Genomic DNA, 21,850 nt, shown 5'->3' with positions numbered 1-21,850 from the left:
TTAATTTAATATTTGTTCTAGTATCGTTCTTGTTATTAAATACGTTGGTCTAACACCTGATTCCCCTAAACCCCCAGAAGCTAATGTAGCTCCTGTTTTTAAAGGATTATCACTAGCATAATAAGCATATCTTACTTTCACATTAGAACTTATACTTCCCCTAACTTTTGAAGCTGCTTGAATTGCTTTTTGATAATGTGCTCCTTCCATTTCTAAGCCTATAACTTGCCAGGTTGAATTATAAAAAAACTTTAAAATGTCTTTATTTTGCAATGAAGTTCCTAAAACAGTAATCATAGAGCCTTCATAAATATCAACGCCTTGACCTTCTAAATCTTCTTTTTTAAGTTCATTTTTAAAAGGATAATTATCCGCAGTTCCCTCAAAAATATGCGCCGACGGTATCATAATATCTCCTTTATCTCCTTCTAATATACCTGCTTTACCCATAATAGATACAGACTCTACGTTTAAATGAATCTGTTTTCCTTGTATATTATATGGCTTAAGTAACTCATCAATAGTTTCGTATGCTTGTTCTCCAAAAGCATAATCCATGACCAATATAATAGGTTTTTTTTGTTTTAAAACAGTTTCGTTTATTTTAATATCTGTTTTAGCAATATCTATTTTAGTAGTATCAAAAACTTGAACATCTATATTGGCTCCCGATTTATCTTTGATATAAATCATGCCTTTTTGTAACGCTTCTTTTTTTACCTTATTTCGTAATCCTTCATTTTCTCTATTACTCAAAGATTCATATACTTCAAAAACATCTTTTTTAGATCTATTTTGCTTTAAAGCATTAGAAGCAAAAAGCGTGTTCATAACGCTATGCATGTTGGCACTAATTATATGAATTGGTCTTTCCAGAAAATCATTTTCATATAGTATTCCTTTTACTTTATCTGCCCAAATTTCACCATGTATATGATGTCCTATCTGATCTCTTAAAATAGAACTAAAAGTAATCGTTCTTTTAACATGATTAACCTCTTCTTCTATAGCTAATTTACTTAACCAATATACAATATGAAGTAACCTTTCTGGCTGTGTAGGTATAGCAAACTCATTATAAACTTCTGTTAACTCATTAAAGGTTCTTCCTAAAATATTAGCTGTATGGGTAATTGCTACTTCTCGTTCTTCTTGAGTAAGTTTCTTTTTTGATAAAACCACTTTTTCAAGTTTCATCCAATCCCTAGTAGTAGAACCTTCTTCATCAATTAAAACGCGTTTACTTATTTTATGTGATTCAATAAAAAGAAATGTAAGATGTGTTAAAATATCATAGATTTCAGAACGACCCCGAGTAATCTCAATATTCATCTGTTCATCATCTATTCTATAACAATTACGTCGTCTTTTTTTAGGTATTAAAGGCTTAAAATGAGAATTCGAGTAACCTTCGTCACTTGTCAAATTAATAAAGGAACATTCTTCAATTCCAATGGGAAGCCTATCAATAACATAAAGCAAGCCTTCTAATTCTGCCTTTTCTTCTCCAATAGATCCATATATTTCTGGACGTAAAAGCAATAAGGACTCTATTAATGTTTCTCCAGAAATACCCATGGGTTTATAAAACCCTCTATTAAACAAATGACGCATAGTAACGTACATCCTCTCTATAGCATTAGAGCTCTCTTGAGCCCTCGTTCTTTCATAATGTTTTTTACTATTCATAGCTTATATATCTTGCCAAAGATATATTATTTGACTTAATTAATATGAGATAAAACTTCAATAATCTTTTCTATCGCCTAGGTAGGTTTAATAACTTATTTACTTTTCTAAATTTTCCTATGGACTTCATTTATTTTTAAAACCCTGATTTTTTTAATTATTAAGATACCATTTATAAAGTTTTTTTATCCCCTCATTTATTTCAACTTTATGATTCCACCCTAAATTATTCAGCTTTGAAACATCTGTTAATTTACGCATTGTTCCGTCTGGTTTTTCTGTATTAAATACAAGGTCTCCCTTAAAACCGATTATATCTTTAATGTTTTCTGCTAAATCTTTTATTGAAATATCTTTACCTGAACCAATATTAATATGTGTATTTATAATCTCTTTTTGTGATTCTGAATAAGTATCTTTAAAGTTTCTGTTTTCCATAATAAAAACGCATGCCTCTGCCATATCTTCACTCCACAAAAACTCACGCATAGGTTTTCCTGTTCCCCAAATTTCCACACTATCTTTTGTTACGCCAAACTTCTCTAAATATTTTTTAGCTTCTTCTATTGAGCTTAAATTTAAATCTTTAATTACATCGTCTTCTTTTGATTCTGATAGTAATTTTGCTAAATAAATTTTTCTAATCAATGCTGGTAATACATGAGACTTTTCCAAATCGAAATTATCATTCGGTCCATATAAATTAGTTGGCATTACCGATATAAAATTAGTGCCATATTGTAAATTATAACTCTCACACATTTTTATACCAGCTATTTTTGCAATAGCATAGGGCTCATTAGTGTACTCTAAAGTATTTGTTAATAGATACTCCTCTTTCATTGGTTGAGTCGTATTTTTAGGATAAATACAAGTACTTCCTAAAAACAATAATTTATTGACTTTACTTAAATAACTTTGATGAATCACATTATTCTGAATCATCATATTTTCATAAATAAATTCAGCTCTATAGGTATTATTTGCTACTATACCTCCTACTTTAGCTGCTGCTAAAATTACATATTCAGGTTTTTCTCTATCAAAAAAATTAGCTACATCTATTTGTTTTGTTAAATCTAACTCTTTATGTGTTTTGGTAATAATGTTTGAATAGCCTTTTTTTTTAAGGTTTTCAAGAATAGCACTTCCTACAAGCCCTCTATGACCAGCAACATATATTTTAGAATCTTTATTCATAACACTATTCAAAATAGTTTTTTATTCTATAGCCTCCTTCTTGAAGAAATTGTTCTTTTTTCATGAGTTTTATATCACTACTCATCATATCATCCACCAAATCTTGTAAATTATATTCTGGTATCCACCCTAATTTTTCTTTAGCTTTAGTAGCATCTCCAATAAGCAAATCAACTTCTGTTGGTCTATAATATTTTTCATCAATAGCAATAACTTCTTTTCCTATTTCAATATTATATTTTGGATTATTACATGCCTTTATATATCCTTTTTCATTAACTCCTTCTCCCTTAAACTCTAATTCAACACCAATATGCGAAAAACACATTCTAACAAAATCTCTAACCGATGTTGTTTTACCTGTTGCAATCACCCAATCTTCTGCTTCATCTGCTTGAAGAATCATCCACATCATTCGAACATAATCTTTAGCATGGCCCCAATCTCTTTTAGCATCTAAATTCCCTAAAAACACTTTATCTTGAAGTCCTAAAGCTATTTTTGAAGTCGCTCTAGTAATTTTACGTGTAACAAAAGTTTCTCCTCTAATGGGAGATTCATGATTAAACAAAATACCATTGCAAGCATACATCCCGTAGGCTTCTCTATAATTAACAGTTATCCAATATGCATACATTTTTGCAACAGCATATGGGCTTCTAGGATAAAAAGGTGTTGTTTCTGTTTGAGGAACTTCTTGAACTTTACCATAAAGCTCTGAAGTTGATGCTTGATAAATTCTTGTTTTCTTCTCAAGACCTAAAAGCCTAACCGCTTCTAAAACTCTTAATGTTCCTATACCATCTGCATTAGCGGTATATTCTGCCATCTCAAAGGATACATGAACATGGCTCATTGCTGCTAAATTATATATCTCATCTGGTTGAACTTCTTGAATAATTCTTGTTAAATTAGTACTATCTGTAAGGTCTCCATAATGAAGGAAAAAATTACGGTCTTCTACATGCGGGTCTTGATATAAGTGATCTATTCTATCGGTATTAAAAAGAGATGCTCTTCTTTTAACGCCATGAACTTCGTAACCTTTTTTTAATAAAAACTCACTAAGGTAAGCTCCATCTTGTCCAGTAACACCAGTAATCAACGCTATCTTTTTTTGCATTTCTTATAATTTAATATTAATATCTTCTTTTTTAACAAAAATAACACAATTACTTTTCCCTACAAGCCTATATGGTTCTGAAAGGTTTTACCTACACATATAAGAAGAACATGTATTTTAAAACAATTCTTACCCTAATTAATTTGTGAAAAGCCTTCTACAATCTTTCTATCATTAGATAATCTAGGTAATTTATTTTGTCCACCCAATTTACCTATAGATTTCATATATTCTTGAAATCCTGATTTTTTAACTTTATTAATTTTTAAAGGTTGTAATACCTTACCTTGAATTAAATCAAAATAATATGTGTTTTGTTTTTGAAGAGATTCATCAATTTTTTTAGCTAAAGCTGAAAGGTCTTCAGGTTCATTTTCAAACTCAATAAACCATTCATGATACGGCAAACCTTCTTTAGGGTTTATTTGTGGAGCCACAGTAAACTCTGAGACACTTGCTGTTGAATTTAAAAGCGCTTCTTGTATAGCTTGTTCTACTTCTTTACCAATAACATGTTCTCCAAAAGCCGAAATAAAGTGTTTTATTCTACCTGAAACTATAACACGATAAGGTTTTGTTGAAGTAAACTGAACTGTATCTCCAATATTATATGCCCAAAGCCCTGCATTAGTAGAAATAATCATGACATAATTTACATCGACCTCAACATCTTTAATGGTAATTCGTTTAGGGTTTTCATTAAAAAACTCATCTGCTTTTATGAATTCATAAAAAATACCCGAGTTTAACTGAAGCAGCATCCCTTTTTCATCTTGTTTATCTTGAAAGGCAAAAAAACCTTCACTAGCTGGGTATAGTTCTATACTATCTACTTTTCTTCCTATTAAATTTTCAAACTTAGCTCGATAAGGTTCATAATTAACCCCTCCAAAAATGAATAGATTGAAATTTTTAAAAATAGCACCTACTTTTTTACCTGTTTTTTCCTGGAGTTTTTCAAAATACATTTGAACCCAAGATGGAATTCCAGAAATAATAGTCATATTCTCTGGTAGGGTCTCTTCAACTATAGCATCTACTTTAGTTTCCCAATCATCAATACAATTTGTCTCCCATGAAGGCAATCTATTTTTTTGAAGATATTTAGGTACATAATGAGCTACAATACCTGATAAACGACCTAATTGAACACCATTTTGTTCATTAAGGATAGGGCTACCTTGTAAAAAAATCATTTTTCCATCAACAAATTTACTATTTCCTGTTTCATGAATATACATTAAAATAGCATTCCTTGCAGCCTCAATATGACTAGGCATACTTTCTTTGGTAATAGGAATATATTTAGATCCAGATGTAGTTCCTGAGGTTTTAGCAAAATAAATAGGTTTGCCTTTCCAAAGAATATCCTCTTCTCCGGCTACAACCTTTTCTACATAAGGTTTAAGCGCTTCATAATCTCTTACTGGTACACGTTTAACAAAATCATCATAGTTATTTATACTTACAAAGTCATGGTCTTTTCCAAACTCTGTGCTTGTAGCTTGTACTATCAAATCTTGAAATACACGCTCTTGTGTTTCTATGGGTTTTCTTGCCCATTTCTGAATTTTTTTATAAACGCGTTTAGCAAATGGTTTTGCTAAAACAGATTTTAATGACCCCATTATTTAAAATCTATAAAAGTTGTTGGATTAATAGGATAACCATCATTCCAAAGTTCAAAATGCAAATGAGGACCAGTAGATAGCTCTCCTGTGTTTCCTGCAGTTGCAATAACCTCTCCAGATTTAACTAGATCACCCTGTACTTTTGTTAAAGAAGCATTATGCTTGTAAACCGAAATTAAGCCATAACTATGCTCAATAATTATAACGTAACCTGTATTGGCTGTCCATTCTGAAAAAATAACTACTCCATCTGCTGTCGCTTTTATAGGTGTGTCTTTTGCTACCACAATATCTACTGCGTAATGTTTCTCTTTTGCATTATACGACTCACTAATTGTTCCTCCACTTACTGGTGGAAATAGCACAAAATTTGTTGACGATGTAGCAGATTCAAACAAATTATATTTGTCTTCCTTATCCACTTTCTCTCTTAAAAGAGAGTCTTCTGCTATCGGTTTTAAATCGACCTCACTGGCTTCTAATTTCACTGCTTTAATTATAGAGTCCTTATTAAAATCAACTTCATTAGCCTCGCCTTCTAGCACTTTTTTTATGGACTCGTAATAGCGTTGGTTATAATCGACCTTTTGTTGTAAAGAATCTGCCGTATAATTTAAAAACATGGCTTTCTTTTTTAAAGCTGTCGATGAATACCCTGGAATATACTCTCTAAGCGGTGTAAACGCAATCAATAAGTATGTTAAAGTGATTAAAAATATGGACAATAATGAACCAAACACAAAAACATTTAATCTGTTTAACTTGAATGAAAGACGCTCTTCAAATGTGTTTTCATTAAGTATAACCAATCGATATTTATCGAGTAATTTACGTTTTATTTTTTTAGATTCTTTTTTCTCTTTTTTCATGTTGAAAACAAAATTAAATAAAATTATCACAAGACTTGACTCTCTACATGCTAAAGTTATTCTTAAAACGACTTTATTAAACTTTAATTATTAACTTTGCGTAACAAAAGAAATAGTTATGATATCATCAAGTATATATTTAGGAATGATTGGTCCATGGCAAATTGCACTAATTGTAGTTATTGTTTTGCTTTTATTTGGAGGTAAAAAAATACCAGAATTAATGCGTGGATTAGGTAGCGGTATTAAAGAATTTAAAGACGCTAGTAAAGAAGAGGAAGAGTCTAAAGACGATAAAAAAGAATAAAACCTATTTTATTTATAAACATAAAAACCAGCAGAATGCTGGTTTTTATGTTTATAAGAAATCTTTATTAATCTATTTTAATAGATTTAATTATAGATTCAAGCTCTAACATATAGTTTCGTTTTTCAACTGAAGGCGCAAATGCAAAACCTTCAATAACGATCCAACGTTTATTAATTTTATCTTCAATAGCGTAATTAATAAAAGGACCACCCATACGTGCATTTTTAACATCCCAAATACCTTTTGTTTCTAAAGTCGGTTTATTATCTAAAACAGTCTCTCCATGAAATGGTGTATAGGCATTTTCAGTAATCATATAAGAACCTTCTATAGGGCCTTCTATGTGAACCTTGCCTATAGAATCTCTAATTTTTATTATTTGATTTACAACGCTATCATTTCTTTTAATAGCATTAATAGGTAGCTCATAAATCATCAAATTAGAAGTTCCTGTAGTAATATCTTTTCTAATCCATAAAAAGTTATCTGTTTGTTTTGCCATTCTATAAACAGAAGCAAAATCTACAGTCAAACCTAATGTTTCTTTAATAACTTTAAAGCTATGAGGTGATTTAGCCATTTGGCGTTGTCTTTCTGCTAATTCCTCATTTCTAAATACTTCAATTATTTTAGACTCATTTTCTGTAACTACATTAATAATGTCTTCTTTAGTTTTCCCAGAAATAACTATAACTTTTTGAGGTTTTGCATAAACATCTTTTAAAAATTTTATGCCAGCTTCTTTATTCACTTCAATTTTTAAAACGGTTCTATTCTTTGTTACAAAATCAGAAAAAACTGCTGGTGGTATTTGACTAATAGTAAATGTAGGTTCATCTTGCGGTAAACCATATATAGGCTTAGCTAAAACATTTCTTATAGCTTCTCCTACTCGACCATTCCAAAATTCATTTTCTGTAACGACAGATACATTATTAATAGTACCTGAAGAGTCTGGAAGAAATGTTTTGTTCGATTTTTTTTTATCTCCACAAGCCGTTAATATCATTAATGATAATACCGAAAAAAGAATATATCTTCTCATAAGTTTTAATTTTTAGGAATTTATCCTTTAGATATTTTAAGTTTCATTCCTGGTTTTAATTTATTACTACTAATACCGTTCCAATCTTTAATATTTTGAACAGAAACTCCAGGGAATTTTTGTGAAATACTCCAAAGTGAGTCTCCACTTAAGACTGTATAAGTTATAGCTTTTCCAGAAATAGGTTTTACTTTTTTAGATTTTTTAACGGAAGAAGCTACTACATATGGTTTTCTAGGATAAATAGTTAAGCGTTGTCCTATTCTTAAATTATTACTTCTTAAACCATTCCATTTTTTTATTTGACTCACTCTAACTCCAAAATTCCTAGATATTTTACCTAAATAATCACCAGACCTCACACGGTATCTTACTCTATCTTGTGCATTAAAAAATTGAGGTAATGGTTTTTCTCTTTTATCAAACTCAGCCTTAGCAAATGCATAAATCTTATCTTCATTATTTACAAAATCACCAATAACATCAATAGGTAACCTTAATGTATAATTTTCATCCTTGATAAAAGGAATTATATCTAATTTATATGATGGATTTAAAAACTGAAGCTTTTCAACAGGAGTTCCTGTTACTTCTGAGACTTGATCAAGTGTTATCATTTGTTTCACTCTAACAGTGTCTGTCTCAAAATAAGCCACTTCAGGCTTGTACTTTTTAAAACCATGAGCTTCAGCAAATTCAAAAATGTACATGTTAGCTAAAAAAGCTGGTAAGTATCCAGCTGTTTCACGTGGTAAATTATGTCTTATATTCCAATAGTTTTGATAACCTCCCGACCGTCTTATTGCTTTTGTTACATTTCCTGGACCTGAATTGTATGCTGCTAATGCCAAATCCCAATCTCCAAAAATCTCGTATAATTTTGCTAAATATTTTGAAGCTGCTTCTGTAGATTTTATAAGATCACTTCGCTCATCAACATAACTACTTACATCTAAACCATACATTTTACCTGTACTAAACATAAATTGCCACAAACCAGTTGCTCCTACTCTAGATTTTGCCCTTGGTTTTAATGCAGATTCTACTATTGCTAAATATTTTACTTCAAGAGGAATATTATAATTGTCCAATTCTTGCTCAAACATAGGAAAGTAAAAAGCACTTAATCTTATAAGTTTTTGAATGGCCTTTCTCCTATTTTTTAAATACGATTTTATAACACTTTCTAGCGCAGGGTTATATTCTACATTAAAAGGTGTTCTTGCATCTAGTTCTTTTAATCTAGCTTTAAGCGTATCTGTTGGTAATTCTGGATAATCTACTGGATTAAATTTTAATTCTGTTACAGATTTATAAATAGTATCAAACAATGCATTGTCATATAGTTCTTTAAACCATTTTTCATCTAGTTTAGCAGCAAACTCATTATCTTTTAAATTTTTAATAGAAGTACTATCTCCTTCAAATTGAATTGCTTTAACAGATTTAACCGTTCTATCAATTAAAGAGTCTTTAATTTGTTGGTTTTGAGATGGAATTGTGTCTCGTTCTTGTGAAAAACCAATTCCAATATTTAGAAGTAATACAGGTATAAAAAATCGAAATGTCATAAAATCTATTGAGTCGTTATTAAACGATATTATGGCTAAAATCGCGTTTTTTTATTGAATACTGAAATTATCCACACTTAAAACTTACCTTTATTTCAAATTTGAATTGATTATGAAGTATCTAGCTCTTTCATTTATTTGCTTATTTAGTGTTAAATTTTTATTAGCTCAAGAAGTTAAAACCCTTCCTTATTATGTGTGGGCAAAAAGTGGTTTAAGTTTAAGAAATGCACCTAATAAAAATGCTTAAAAATTAACTATAATACCATACGGCAAAAGTGTTTCTTTTATTTCTAAAACATCTGAAGTAATTACTGTTAGTGAATTCTCTGGTTTTGAATATACTGATAATTGGGTTGAAATAAGCTATAAAAACCAAACTGGATATGCATTTGCTGGTTATTTATCTAATACACCACCTCTAAACATATCTAGCACAAATTTAACGTTTTATTTAGATCGTCTTTTTACTGAAACTCAAACCATAGTATATGAGAAATATGAAGGTTGTGAAAACGACAATGAACCTAGTAGCTGTATGAAATCTGGGCAAATATCTTATAAAAATGGTGGTGTTACTTACACGTTTTGGAATGGAGAAGGTGGCGGTACTGAAGATTTAAGTATACCCAATAAACTAAATATTTTACAAGCATTTACATTAGGTACTATTTTTTGTCCTAGTTATAAAGATTTTAATGTAACATATTACAAAAAACCGCTACCAACAATCGTTGTAGAAAGAGACGATGTTGGTTGCGGTTTTACAATTACTATTTTAGGTGATTACACCTTAATACATTGGTCTGGCGGTTGCTAATTATTTTAAAATAGCAGCAATACCTGGTAATGTTTTACCTTCTAAGCTTTCAAGCATAGCGCCTCCTCCTGTACTTACATAACTTACTTTTTCTTCGAAACCAAACTGTTTTACAGCAGCTACAGAATCTCCTCCTCCTACTAAAGAGAACGCTCCGTTTTTAGTTGCTTCTGCGATTGAGTTTCCTAATTCAATAGTTCCGTTAGCAAAACTTTCCATTTCAAAAACACCTAATGGTCCATTCCAAAGTATTGTTTTACATTGCATAACTACATCATGAAAATTTTCTCTAGATTTAGGTCCAGCATCGACACCTTCCCAACCATCTGGAATCTCATTAATATCTAAAACTTGCGTATTGGCATCGTTACTAAAATCGTCTGCAGCAATAACATCAACTGGTATGTGTACTTGGACATTTTTAGCTTTAGCTTGTTTTAAAATATCTAAAGCCAATTCCATTTTATCATCTTCGCAAATAGAATTTCCAATTTTTCCGCCTTGAGCTTTAACAAAAGTAAATGACATACCTCCTCCAATTATAAGGTGATCTACTTTATCAAGAATGTTTTCTATAATCGTAATTTTTGAAGATACTTTTGCTCCTCCTAGTACTGCTAAAACTGGTTTTTCTCCAGTTTCCATTACTTTTGAAATACTTTCTATTTCTTGTGCTAATAAACTACCAAAACACTTTTTATCTTCAAAAAACTGAGCAACAATAGTTGTTGAAGCATGTGCTCTGTGTGCTGTACCAAAAGCATCATTCACATAAATATCTCCTAGTTTAGAAAGTTGTTCTGCAAAAGTTACATCTCCTGCTGTTTCTTCTTTATGGAAACGTAAGTTTTCTAATAATAAAATTTGACCTGGCTCTAAACTTGCTGCTGCTGCTTCTGCAGTTTCTCCAACACATTGGTTTACAAACTTAACCTCAACACCTAAAACATCTTCAACTTTTGCAGCGATATGACGTAAAGAAAACGCTTCTTCAACACCTTTTGGTCTCCCTAAATGCGACATTAAAATACAGCTTCCTCCGTCTTCTAAAATCTTAATAATTGTTGGTTTAGCTGATACAATTCTAGTAGCATCAGTCACTTCAAACTTTTCGTTTAAAGGCACATTAAAATCTACACGAATTAGTGCTTTTTTATTTTCGAAATTAAAATCGTTAAGCGTTTTCATTTGTTTGTTTTTATTATTTTTTATCGTTTTCAACTATTTGATTTACAAATGTAGCTAATTAAAGAGCCATTTAAAACGTGTTTTTTACGAAAACGTTTGAAGTGTTAAACATTTTTAGAAAAACTATTTCTCTTCTTGGCTTTTTATAGTAAATCCAGAGTCTATGAGTATAATAAGCTCTTTAATATTTTCAGAGATGTTTTTTTTAAGATTCTTTTTTAATAGAGGTTTCATTAGTATTCCTAATGATTTAAAATCTGCAAAAACTTCAATATTTAGTTTTGTATAGCCTTCTTTGATTTCTTCTAAAACAAAATAACTATTCATACGTTTTGTAAACGGAACATTACTTGTTGATTCTCCATACACTAATTGGCTTTTATTTACTGCTTTGGAAACTGTAGTTTGTTCTACTTCTTGATTTTTATTAATCAAACATTTATGTTTTATACTGGCACGATTTACCTTGTTTTTTTCATATTCTATCTTTTCAACCCCTTTAACCCAAAGTAATCTATAATCAAAATTACTAATCACTTCATATAAATCTAAAGCTGATATTTTTACAATTTCTGTCTCATCAAATAGTTTATGCTTTGGTATATCGTCTGGAATAGGGTTTATTTCTGGCAGGTTATTTTTTAAGTGATCTAGTGCATTATAGGTAAAACTGATATCTCCAAAATCATATTTTGCAGTTAATTGCTGTGGTTGTTTTTCGTTTAAAGGCAAAACTTCTTCTGTAAAAAGCGCATACTCATCCAAAGGCACCTCGTTTTTTAATAAACGATGTACTTGAATAACGTGACTACCATATGGTTTTTTAGAATCTTTAACTTTTATAAATTCTATTTCTCCATAGTGTACAACAAATTTTATTTTTAAGTTATATGCCGAAGAACATGCACCGCAATGACAAATACGTTGGTATTCGTAGCGTTTTAAATGTGAATGAAACGCCAGATACATTGTATTTATTTGTTGTTCTATAACAGAAACATTTACTTTATTATCTATTTTATATAAAAATAAGGCATCGCCTTCAACTTCTGCTAATTCTAATCCCATTTGGTTACTATCAATTAATAGTTCTAGCAGTTCAGAAATAATATGGCGACTATGGTTAATAGCTGTATGATGAACAAACTCTGTGAATCCTGAAATATCAGGGATAAAAAGAATAGCGTTTTGAATCATTTTTTATCAAAAATTATTTTATTAATTATAAAAATAAGTCGATTTGTCTTTTATTTGTTACAAGATAATGTTAAAGAATTTATCTTGTCTTTTCATTTCTGGTTAAAACCAAAAAATCAAGATGAGTTCAAAAAACATAAACTATATTTGCTAGATGCTTTTCTCAGAAATCTTAGGTCAAGAACATATAAAAAACCATTTAACACAAAGTGTTGATAATGGTAGGATTCCACACGCTCAATTATTTGTTGGTCCCGAAGGATCGGGAACACTTCCCATGGCTCTTGCTTATGCACAGTATATTTTGTGTTCTAACATTAATGGAGAGAACAATTCGGGTAATGAATCTTGCAACCTAAAGTTTAAAAACTTTTCGCACCCCGATTTGCATTTTGCTTTTCCTGTTACTACTAGTGATAAAGCTAAAAGTCATCCTGTTTCTAGTAATTATTTAGAGGAATGGCGCCAACTTTTAAATGAACAGCCTTATGGGAATTTATTTGACTGGTACAAACTACTTGGTGTTGATAACAAGCAAGGACAAATTGGTGTTGATGAAGCTCTAAATATCGTAAAATCACTTACTTTAAAATCTTACGAAGGTGGTTATAAAGTGATGCTTATTTGGATGGCTGAAAAAATGAATATTGCTTCTGCTAATAAGCTTTTAAAGCTTATTGAAGAGCCTCCAAATAACACTGTTTTTCTTTTAATTGCTGAAGATGAAGAACAAATTATTAATACCATACGCTCTCGTTGTCAAGTATTACATTTTCCTCCTTTAGCTGAAGATGTTATAAAAGAGTCTTTAATTAAAAAATATGGTTTAGAAGCTTCTGTTGCTACTAAAATAGCACATCAATCTAACGGAAATTACAACAAGGCTTGTGATTTAGTGTATCAGGATACCGAAGATTCGCAGTTTGAAGAATGGTTTATTTTCTGGATTAGAAGTGCTTTTAAAGCTAAAGGTAACAAAGCAGCTATTCTGGATCTTATTTCTTGGAGTGAGGATATTGCTAAAACGGGTCGTGAAACCCAAAAGCAATTTTTACACTTTTGTTTAGACTTTTTTAGACAGGCTTTATTACTAAATTATAACGCTACAGATTTGGTGTTTTTTGAGCCTAAAACCGAAAAGTTTAAACTTGAAAATTTCGCACCTTATGTTCATGGTAATAATGTTTTAGAAATTAGTGACGAATTACAAGATGCTATTTACCATATTGAGCGTAATGGAAACTCAAAAATTATTTTAACAGATTTATCTATAAAGTTGACGAGATTACTGCATAAAAAAGCGAATTAGTATTTAAGTACTATTTTTGGGTTTTATTGTATACTAAGGTTTTAGTTAAAAACAAGTTTTCTTCCTTTAGTAATCCATAATATTGGACCAATAAAGCCAATCATAACAATGAGAATCCAACTTATTTTATCTCCTCTAAATTCTTTTGTTAGAATAAGGTAAATAGCTTTAAAAGTTGTAATAACAGACCAAAAGGCCAAAATGATTATTGATAGTATTAAAATTGGGTGCATTGCGTTTTTTATATATTTAAGACATCGTTTACATTAAAAAATTGAAAACAGTTATTTAATGTGATTTCTCCTTTCGTCGAAATGACTGTAACTGTTATTTTTAAGTTATTTTCTAATTAAAATTATCCTTTATTTTTTTCTTTCTACCCATGTTAAAGATTCCAATTTTTAAACCTGCTCCTATTGTAAAGCCATTAAGGTTTCCTTTTCTATAGGGCAATAGATTATAGTCACTAGTAAACCTATATTTAATACCTGTTTCTAATTGTGTGTATCTTGAAAAATTATATAGAATATTAATTCCTGGTTCTACAACAAAAATATCATCGAAATCTTCATCTTTTATATCGTCATATTCATCTGTAAAGCTATTTCCAAAATAGCCAACTACACCTCCACCAACTAACAAAGGGAAGGAAACGCTTATAAAACGTTTACCAAACAAAATAGGTTCTACATGTATTCCGCCATAACCTCCTATTAAAGCTACTTTATCACCGTTAAAAAGATCTGGTCTATCGTTATTTTCTTCACTAAAAAAACCTGTAAGCCCCAAACCTACTTCTATTTGTTGATTAGCAACATAAGCAAGTTTAAAATTTCCAAATACAGCTCCTCGTTTATCTACGCTTCCATAATGTAAATTAAAGCCCAAATATACACCGTGTACTACATTCTTTCTATCGTCAAATTGCACATAATCGTTTGTTTCTTCTACTTGTGCTGTAAGTGTGTAAACAGTTATGAAAAATAATGCTGTAGCTAATATTCTTTTCATTTTGTGGTTGATTTTATAATTCTTTTAAAATGATAATTCCTTTATAGCCGGTTAGGTCAAGAATGCCTTTATTTTTATTTCCATAATTAGCACTAATGTGTCTAATTTTATTTTTTTCGTCTAAAATTTTACTATCAATATCATACATTGTTTTTGGTATTCTTAAAACCCCTTGTTCTAGTTGTGCATTGAAATTAAAATGTGATTTAGAAATATTTATATAGACTTCTGATGTTTTTTGATGAACTTTAAATACTGGGGTTTCTGTGTTTATTTTCAAAATTCTTAGTTCTGCCAAATTAAGATCTAAATGAATCTTACTCATAACATTATTTAAAATAACTTTGGAGTATTTTATTTTTCCAAAAACATTATTTATTCTATTTATTTCTAGATTATCTTTATTAGAATTTAGTTCTAATTGATTTATATTGTCTAAACTAATTTCAGATCCATTAGAATCTAGCTTTAAAGTATTTACGTTGCTTATTGATAACGATGCTCCTTTAGCTAGAACACTTGTTTTATATAGAGTATTCGCTCTTAATTTTCCGTATTTAATAGCTATTTTAGAATTTGTAATACTGTCTGTTATTCTTAAATCGCCATGTTCTACATCTGCTTTTAATTTTCCGTTCCAGTCTGATATAATTATATCTCCATATTTATTATAAACTTCAACTTCTACGGCTTTGGGTAAGTAAACAGTATAATCTATATCTGTATTCGCTTTTTCGTTTTTAAAAGGGTCTATTTTATTCACATACTTGTTAAAAAAACTAGTTTCCTTTTCTACTATTTCTGATTTAATTATAATTTGAGTGTTAGTTGCTATTATATTGGGTTTAATGCGATTTAAATAATCCTTTGCTTTATCTAAATCTTTACCTTTTACCTGTATATTTACTAGTATTTTAATAGTGTTTTTATCCCAACCATTAATAAAAACATTTCCGTATTTATTGTCTAAATACAAAGCACCTTTGTTAGTTAAAGGATATGTTTTCTCTACTTGCTTACTTATTTTATTTTGCCCTAATACATAATATGAAAGCAAAACAAAAACACTATAAATAATGGTTTTACAAAATGAATGCTTCATCTTCAAAATTATTTTTAGTTGGATATGATCGTTCTAATAAATCTTCCATTAATTTTATTTTTTTCCTATAATTATTGATTATAGCTTCAACAATTTTTTTGTTGTTTATACCTTGCTTAAGGTCTTCTTTTAATTTTTGATATTCTTCATCTAAATCATCTATTAAAAGGAGAAAATCGGCTTGATCTTCTTTAGATAGATTTGAATGTTTTTTTATAAGCTCTATTTGATTATTTACAAGTAATCTATAATGATTGTCAATGTCTGAAAGTTCTTCATTAACTATCTGGTTTTCTAAATTTTGCCCATTAATCATAAAGAAAGAAAATGTACAACCCAATAAAATAACTATACTAGCTGCTACTCTAAATATTGATTTTCTCCATAAAGGAATTACTTTTATAGGAGGTTCTGATAATTCTCCAGCAATATGACTCCAAAGGTTAAGTTTATCTGACTCATCCATTTTACGATCATCGAACTTATCTCTATGATGTACTATATATTTTTCTAATTCATCCATCCTTTTCAACTAATTAATTCTGCTAATTTCTTTTTTGCTCTATGGTATTGAGATTTAGATGTTGATACACTAATACCTAAAACTTCTCCTATTTCTACATGGTCGTAGCCTTCAATTAAATACAAACTAATAATGGTTTGGTAACCTTGAGGCAATTTTTTTATTGCTTTTTTAATTTTATTTACCTCTAGTGTTTCGTTTTTAACTTCTACTGTTTCTGGAATGTTATAGTTAAACTCATCTATAATTGTTAGAGGTATTTTTTTTAATTTTAAATGGTTTATACTTCTATTTATAACTATGCGCTTTAACCAAGATCCAAAAGTACTTTCAAACCTAAATTTGTTTAAGTTTTTAAAGGCTTCTATAAAGCTTTCTTGTACAACATCTTCTGCATCTTCTTTTATTTTAACTATTCTTATACTAACATTAAGCATGGCTTCTACGTATAATGAATATAGCTCGTATTGCTTTTTACGATCTCCTAATTTACTCCTTTCTACAAGGTCTTTATGTGTAAATAATATAGGGTTATCCACTATTTTTATAGTTGTAATAAAAATTCTTATTGGCTTCTATTTATTATAGACAGTTAAAAAAATTTATGGTTGCATCTTTTGTAAAAAATATTTACTTAATTATTGAAATGTGTAATTAATGGTATCAACTTCAGAGGCTCTAAAATATCCAAAGGCATAATTATCTGGAGTTGTTTCATTAATACAGTTTCCTTTTATTTCGGCTGCTACAGAACTAAAAGGATCTCCTCCACTATCGTATTGTTCTATTAAAATTTGAAGGTAATTATAGTAACGTTCTGAGATTCCGTATAAAGTAAAAGAAACTTTATCTCCTGGATTAAATTCTTCTTGACCGTCATCTTCGTCTCTTTCTTTTTCAAAAAACTCATCCATTTCATTTCCATTTGTAAATTCATCAGAAACCTCTTCTAAGAAAGGAAACAGGTCTCCTTCTTCATAAAAATTAATAAAATAATAGTTTTCTTCATCTACGGGATCATCCCAAAAAATGGTAACATCTAAAACTTCATCATCAAAAGCGCCTTCTAAGGATTGTGTAACTCTTTTTATTTCAGAAACGGGCATTAATGTTTCTTTTGCTTTATATGTTTCGCTGTTATAGATAACTTCTAGGGTGTAACTATCGTTAAGTACTGGAACAAAATCTGTTATATTATATGTTCCGTCATTTTGGTCTACAAAAATGTATTCGGCATTAGTTGCGTCGTTTGTAACTTTAACTGAGGCTCCTGTTACTGTGTTATTTACCGTAGTATTAAAATATGGTGTTGATGTACTTAATTTAATGGTTTGATTATTTCCTGCTGTACCTTTTTGCCAATCTAGAGAAGCCTCTATAACGAGTCTTGGTTCTGCTTCTGGTACATTAACATCGATAACATCTTCGCAGGCTGTTATAATTGTTAAAACTATTAATAAAAGAGATTTTATATATAATCGCATGGTTTTAAAATTTAAAGTTATAAGTTATTGAAGGAATGATACCAAAAATAGATAGTCTGCTTGCTTCATTTTGCCCTGTATCATTATTTTGAGTAAATGTAATTGATGCTGCATTTTTACGAGCATAGGCATTATAAACACCAAATACCCATTCTCCTTGCCAACGTCTGTCTTTATTTTTAGTAGGGTTGTAAGTTGCCGAAAAATCTAATCTATGGTATGCTGGTAGTCTACTTTCGTTTCTGTCTGAATAACTAGCTATTGATAGACCTTCATATTCGTACTGTCCATTTGGATAGGTAACTGGTCTACCTGTTTGATATACTAAATTAGCACTTAAATTCCATTTCTCGTTTAATTTATAGGCGCCTGTAATGGAAAAATCGTGGGTTCTATCATGAGCTGTATTATACCAATTTCCATCATTAATTCCTAAACCTCCTGCATTGCCTCCTAATGTTCTTTGTTCAGATTTTGATAGTGTGTAAGCAAACCAACCTGTAAATTTTCCTGTATTTTTTCGTAATAAAAACTCTAATCCGTAGGCTCTTGCTTCTCCATTTAATATTTCGGTTTCAATGGTATTGGTTCCTATTAAATTAGAGCCGTCTATATAATCTATTCTATTATCTACTGTTTTAAAGTAGGTTTCTAACTCCATAGAATATGCTTTATTTTTAAAGTTTTTATAGTATCCTAATGCGTATTGGTTTGATAGTTGTGGTTTTATATATTTTCCACTTGGCGTCCAAACGTCTAATGGTGTTACCGAGGATGTATTGGATAATAAATGCAGGTATTGTGATGATTTTGTATAACTTGCTTTTATTGATGATGATGTATTTAATTGGTATGAAAGTCCTAACCTTGGTTCAAAATTATCAAAGGTTTTTATACTTTCATTCTTTTCAAAAAATGCTTCTCCTAATTCTTCTCCTTCTTCATAAATACCTAATTCGCTATTGTAAACTACGGGTTGATTATTCACGTAATTAGTCATGTTTTGTCCTCCTAACCTATTAAATCTACTATATCTTAAACCGTATTGTGCTGTTAACTTATCTGTTAATTGGTGTTCTGCACTTATGTATAATCCACTTTCAAAAGCTCTTTTTTGTTCTAATTTTAAATAGTTAATTGGAGAGTCATTAGATGTTGGTTTTACTTCTCCTGGGTTTAGGTTGTATAAAATGCCGCTAGCTCCAAAATCTAATTTTAACTTATCGTTTACATAGTATCCAAAATCGTATTTTAAATTATAATTTTTAATATCTGCAATCCAATCTAATTCTATGAAATTTAATACAATTTGATAATCGTACTTGCTATAAATTAGAGATAAATTAGAAAATAACTTATCATTAAAAACATGATTCCATCTCAAATTCCCTGAGGCATTACCGTAACTGTTCTCAATAATTTTTGAGATATTAAATATGTCCCTTCCAAAATAACCTGATAAATAAACACGGTTATTTTCATTTATTTTATAATTGGTTTTAAGGTTTAAATCATAGAAAGATAGTTTATCGTCTTTAAGTTCTTTTATTCCTTTCATTAGTAAATGAGCATAAGATGAACGTCCTGCGACTAAAAAAGATCCTTTATCTTTAAACAAAGGTGCTTCTGCTGTTAATCTGCTAGATATTAAACCAACGCCTCCTGTTAGTGCGAATTTTTTACTATTTCCATCTTTTTGATGCACGTCTAAAACTGAAGAAACTCTTCCACCAAATTTAGCTGGAATATCGCCTTTGTATAATTTAACATTTTTAATAGCATCGTTATTAAATACCGAAAAGAAACCAAAAAAATGTGAGGTATTATATATTATAGCTTCATCTAGTAAAACTAGGTTTTGGTCTACTGCTCCTCCTCTAACATTAAAACCGGCTGAGCCTTCTCCATTATTAGTAACTCCTGGTAGTAATTGGATAGACTTAATAACATCTACTTCTCCTAGAACTGCTGGTATTTGTTTAATTGTTGATGCGTTTAATTTAGAAACACTCATTTGGGGTTTCTTAATGCTTATTCTTTCTGTTTCTTCGGCTGTAATAACAATTTCGTCTAAGGATTCTGAGAGTTCTTCTATTTCAAAATTTATTACTGTATCTTTATTTAAAAGAACTTCTTTAGAGATTTCTTTATACCCTAAATATGAAATAACTACGGTATAAGTAGCTTCTTTAGCTGTGAGCGAGAAAAAACCGTATTCGTTGGTTACTGCTCCATTTGTTGTTCCTTTTAAAAACACTGTGGCTCCAAATAATGTTTCTCCATTTTCGGAATCTTTAACTGTACCTCTAATACTGTAGCTATTTTGAGCTATTAGTAGTGTACTGAATAATAGACATATGCCTAATAAAATGTTCTTCATTTTGATTTGTTCGTTTTATAATTGATTGATTCTATTCTCATAGACAACACAAAAAAACAATGGTTGCATATAAAAATATTTTTTATTTAAAACTCCTCTAATAAAATACTTTTTTAACTTTCTGTTTTCTTTTTAAGAAAACTTAACAAGACTTTAATTATTTTAATAACAAATCTTTATGATTTATATAAACGTAAATTATGTTATTTAAGCGCATAAAAAAAGTCAAGTTTTTAACTTGACTTTTAGTAATTTTAATGATCTTAAAATTATTTTTTAACAATTTGTTTATGCATAGTTCCTTGTAAATCCCATTGTAGCCTTACTCATTTTTAGAGAAGCTTACAATAAGGTTTAAATTCTGCAAATTTTCTCCAAATATCCAAATCAAGAGTAAATATTTACCTCCCATACATAAGCCTCTTCTACTAATATTCAAAGTAAGGATATTGTATTTTTATTATAAAAATTTTAAACTATATATCTCCTTTTTCCCTTAATTCTATAAGATATTTATGTGTTTCTTCAATCATTTTTTTTGAATCATTTTGATAATCCAATAAGTTTTTTTTCATATAGAAACTAAAAGCATAATTTTTAGAAAAATCTTTTAAACTAATAGCCTCTGAGTTATTGTTGTATATTTTCAACACTTTTTCATATTCCAATTTAACATCTTCGAAGTCATATATATATAAGGTGTCGTCATTAAATTTATCTACAAAATTATAAACACCATCACTTATCTTTTTTATTAAAAGTATACTTTTTTTTACTTGGGTCATCTTGTGCTTTTCGGTTTTTAAATTTTCGATGTAAATAAAACATTATTAAAAGAAAATTCAACACAATGATAAGGAAAAATTTTGTATTTACATTATTGTATGATGTTGCTCTTGCATCAAAAACAATAACTAGTGTTGTATAAAATGTCATACATGAAGGAATTAGTAAGAAGAACCTATATGATTTTTTTTTAGCATCGTTGACCCATCCCATCCAACCAATTGTTGCAAATAGGTGAAGTAATAAAAAATATAAAAAAACACGATATGATGAAAAGCTCTGTACCTTACCAGATGAGTTTGTTAACATTTTTTCTATGTTAAGTATAGGAACCCAATCTCTTAACCCTGTTTCTTTATCCGTTAGAATATCGTGCAAAAAAGGAAGCATTGCTACAAATGATAGTAGCAATGCCATTCCAATAATTTTAGTAATAAATTTAAACGTCATCTTCTGTTATTTCATCTCCATCTATTTTTTGATGAAAATCTTCTTGCATTTCTTCATCAAAAGAAGCCTCTGTACAAGAGTTTAAATTTAAGGTTAATACTACAAATCCTAAAAAAAATAATGTGTTTTTCATAATAAATCTAATTTTTAATAAATTGTTTG

General features: G+C 29.6%; 23 protein-coding genes. 4 read left to right on the top strand and 19 right to left on the bottom strand.

Features of this window, described 5'->3' with window-relative positions; genetic code table 11:
- The 5 genes from A8C32_RS13565 to A8C32_RS13545 all read right to left on the bottom strand — a co-directional run bounded on the left by A8C32_RS13565 (position 1) and on the right by A8C32_RS13545 (position 6,512).
- Positions 1 to 1,689 carry a DUF6909 family protein gene (locus tag A8C32_RS13565; protein WP_069830971.1) on the bottom strand — a complete coding sequence of 563 codons (1,689 nt, stop codon included), beginning with the start codon at positions 1,687 to 1,689 and terminating at the stop codon, positions 1 to 3.
- A 153-nt stretch (positions 1,690 to 1,842) separates the two neighbouring features.
- Positions 1,843 to 2,889 (bottom strand): GDP-L-fucose synthase family protein, encoded by a 1,047-nt coding sequence (locus A8C32_RS13560; protein ID WP_069830970.1) that lies wholly within the window; start codon positions 2,887 to 2,889, stop codon positions 1,843 to 1,845.
- 4 nt (positions 2,890 to 2,893) lie between these two features.
- The gene (gene gmd, locus A8C32_RS13555; RefSeq protein ID WP_069830969.1) at positions 2,894 to 4,012 is read right to left on the bottom strand and encodes a GDP-mannose 4,6-dehydratase; all 1,119 of its coding nucleotides are present in this window, start codon (positions 4,010 to 4,012) and stop codon (positions 2,894 to 2,896) included.
- Between the two features lie 134 nt (positions 4,013 to 4,146).
- Positions 4,147 to 5,640, bottom strand: coding sequence for a GH3 auxin-responsive promoter family protein (locus tag A8C32_RS13550; RefSeq protein ID WP_069830968.1), 1,494 nt, complete (start codon positions 5,638 to 5,640; stop codon positions 4,147 to 4,149).
- A complete protein-coding gene (locus tag A8C32_RS13545) occupies positions 5,640 to 6,512 on the bottom strand; it encodes a M23 family metallopeptidase (RefSeq protein ID WP_069830967.1) in 873 nt (290 codons plus the stop codon). Before A8C32_RS13545 ends, A8C32_RS13550 begins: the two co-directional genes overlap by 1 nt.
- 118 nt (positions 6,513 to 6,630) lie before the next feature.
- Here A8C32_RS13545 and A8C32_RS13540 point away from each other — a divergent pair, with 118 nt between their 5' ends.
- The gene (locus A8C32_RS13540; RefSeq protein WP_069830966.1) at positions 6,631 to 6,819 is read left to right on the top strand and encodes a Sec-independent protein translocase subunit TatA/TatB; all 189 of its coding nucleotides are present in this window, start codon (positions 6,631 to 6,633) and stop codon (positions 6,817 to 6,819) included.
- A 67-nt stretch (positions 6,820 to 6,886) separates the two neighbouring features.
- Here A8C32_RS13540 and A8C32_RS13535 read toward each other — a convergent pair whose 3' ends face one another.
- Together A8C32_RS13535 and A8C32_RS13530 are read right to left on the bottom strand one after the other, a co-directional pair.
- Positions 6,887 to 7,867: a DUF4837 family protein gene (locus tag A8C32_RS13535; protein WP_069830965.1), complete on the bottom strand. Its 981-nt coding sequence runs from the start codon at positions 7,865 to 7,867 to the stop codon at positions 6,887 to 6,889.
- Positions 7,868 to 7,887: 20 nt separating this feature from the next.
- Positions 7,888 to 9,438, bottom strand: a complete 1,551-nt coding sequence (locus A8C32_RS13530; protein WP_069830964.1) for a LysM peptidoglycan-binding domain-containing protein — start codon at positions 9,436 to 9,438, stop codon at positions 7,888 to 7,890.
- A 112-nt stretch (positions 9,439 to 9,550) separates the two neighbouring features.
- Between A8C32_RS13530 and A8C32_RS20715 the strand changes: the two genes are divergently transcribed.
- Positions 9,551 to 9,688, top strand: a complete 138-nt coding sequence (locus A8C32_RS20715) for a hypothetical protein (protein WP_165605844.1) — start codon at positions 9,551 to 9,553, stop codon at positions 9,686 to 9,688.
- Between the two features lie 288 nt (positions 9,689 to 9,976).
- Positions 9,977 to 10,258, top strand: coding sequence for a hypothetical protein (locus A8C32_RS13525; RefSeq protein WP_069830963.1), 282 nt, complete (start codon positions 9,977 to 9,979; stop codon positions 10,256 to 10,258).
- Here the strand turns inward: A8C32_RS13525 and A8C32_RS13520 are convergent, their stop codons facing one another.
- Together A8C32_RS13520 and A8C32_RS13515 are read right to left on the bottom strand one after the other, a co-directional pair.
- A complete protein-coding gene (locus A8C32_RS13520; protein WP_069831073.1) occupies positions 10,259 to 11,446 on the bottom strand; it encodes a phosphoglycerate kinase in 1,188 nt (395 codons plus the stop codon). It lies immediately after the preceding gene.
- 123 nt (positions 11,447 to 11,569) lie between these two features.
- Positions 11,570 to 12,643: a DUF2652 domain-containing protein gene (locus tag A8C32_RS13515; RefSeq protein ID WP_069830962.1), complete on the bottom strand. Its 1,074-nt coding sequence runs from the start codon at positions 12,641 to 12,643 to the stop codon at positions 11,570 to 11,572.
- Positions 12,644 to 12,797: 154 nt separating this feature from the next.
- Between A8C32_RS13515 and A8C32_RS13510 the strand changes: the two genes are divergently transcribed.
- On the top strand, positions 12,798 to 13,952 hold the full coding sequence (locus tag A8C32_RS13510; protein WP_069830961.1) for a DNA polymerase III subunit: 1,155 nt from the start codon (positions 12,798 to 12,800) through the stop codon (positions 13,950 to 13,952).
- Positions 13,953 to 13,993: 41 nt separating this feature from the next.
- Here A8C32_RS13510 and A8C32_RS20355 read toward each other — a convergent pair whose 3' ends face one another.
- The 10 genes from A8C32_RS20355 to A8C32_RS20710 all read right to left on the bottom strand — a co-directional run bounded on the left by A8C32_RS20355 (position 13,994) and on the right by A8C32_RS20710 (position 21,821).
- A complete protein-coding gene (locus A8C32_RS20355; RefSeq protein WP_123803430.1) occupies positions 13,994 to 14,185 on the bottom strand; it encodes a hypothetical protein in 192 nt (63 codons plus the stop codon).
- A gap of 112 nt (positions 14,186 to 14,297) precedes the next feature.
- Positions 14,298 to 14,963, bottom strand: coding sequence for a hypothetical protein (locus A8C32_RS13505; protein WP_069830960.1), 666 nt, complete (start codon positions 14,961 to 14,963; stop codon positions 14,298 to 14,300).
- Between the two features lie 13 nt (positions 14,964 to 14,976).
- Positions 14,977 to 16,065 carry a hypothetical protein gene (locus A8C32_RS13500; RefSeq protein ID WP_069830959.1) on the bottom strand — a complete coding sequence of 363 codons (1,089 nt, stop codon included), beginning with the start codon at positions 16,063 to 16,065 and terminating at the stop codon, positions 14,977 to 14,979.
- A complete protein-coding gene (locus A8C32_RS13495; protein WP_069830958.1) occupies positions 16,046 to 16,588 on the bottom strand; it encodes a hypothetical protein in 543 nt (180 codons plus the stop codon). Before A8C32_RS13495 ends, A8C32_RS13500 begins: the two co-directional genes overlap by 20 nt.
- 5 nt (positions 16,589 to 16,593) lie before the next feature.
- Positions 16,594 to 17,127: an RNA polymerase sigma factor gene (locus A8C32_RS13490; protein WP_240491748.1), complete on the bottom strand. Its 534-nt coding sequence runs from the start codon at positions 17,125 to 17,127 to the stop codon at positions 16,594 to 16,596.
- 99 nt (positions 17,128 to 17,226) lie between these two features.
- Positions 17,227 to 18,072 carry a DUF4249 domain-containing protein gene (locus A8C32_RS13485; RefSeq protein WP_069830956.1) on the bottom strand — a complete coding sequence of 282 codons (846 nt, stop codon included), beginning with the start codon at positions 18,070 to 18,072 and terminating at the stop codon, positions 17,227 to 17,229.
- Positions 18,073 to 18,076: 4 nt separating this feature from the next.
- On the bottom strand, positions 18,077 to 20,452 hold the full coding sequence (locus A8C32_RS13480) for a TonB-dependent receptor (protein WP_069830955.1): 2,376 nt from the start codon (positions 20,450 to 20,452) through the stop codon (positions 18,077 to 18,079).
- A gap of 476 nt (positions 20,453 to 20,928) precedes the next feature.
- Complete coding sequence (locus A8C32_RS13475; protein ID WP_069830954.1) at positions 20,929 to 21,237, bottom strand: hypothetical protein; 309 nt, start codon at positions 21,235 to 21,237, stop codon at positions 20,929 to 20,931.
- Positions 21,191 to 21,688 carry a hypothetical protein gene (locus tag A8C32_RS13470; RefSeq protein ID WP_069830953.1) on the bottom strand — a complete coding sequence of 166 codons (498 nt, stop codon included), beginning with the start codon at positions 21,686 to 21,688 and terminating at the stop codon, positions 21,191 to 21,193. The genes A8C32_RS13475 and A8C32_RS13470 overlap by 47 nt, the downstream gene beginning before the upstream one ends.
- Positions 21,678 to 21,821, bottom strand: a complete 144-nt coding sequence (locus A8C32_RS20710) for a hypothetical protein (RefSeq protein ID WP_165605843.1) — start codon at positions 21,819 to 21,821, stop codon at positions 21,678 to 21,680. The genes A8C32_RS13470 and A8C32_RS20710 overlap by 11 nt, the downstream gene beginning before the upstream one ends.
- Positions 21,822 to 21,850 lie beyond the last annotated feature (29 nt).

Origin of the sequence: Flavivirga aquatica (genome assembly GCF_001747085.1) — a bacterium.
Taxonomy (GTDB): Bacteria; Bacteroidota; Bacteroidia; order Flavobacteriales; family Flavobacteriaceae; genus Algibacter_C; species Algibacter_C aquatica.
The sequence above is the reverse complement of the archived record's forward strand: the minus strand, read 5'-3'. Positions and strand labels throughout refer to the sequence as shown.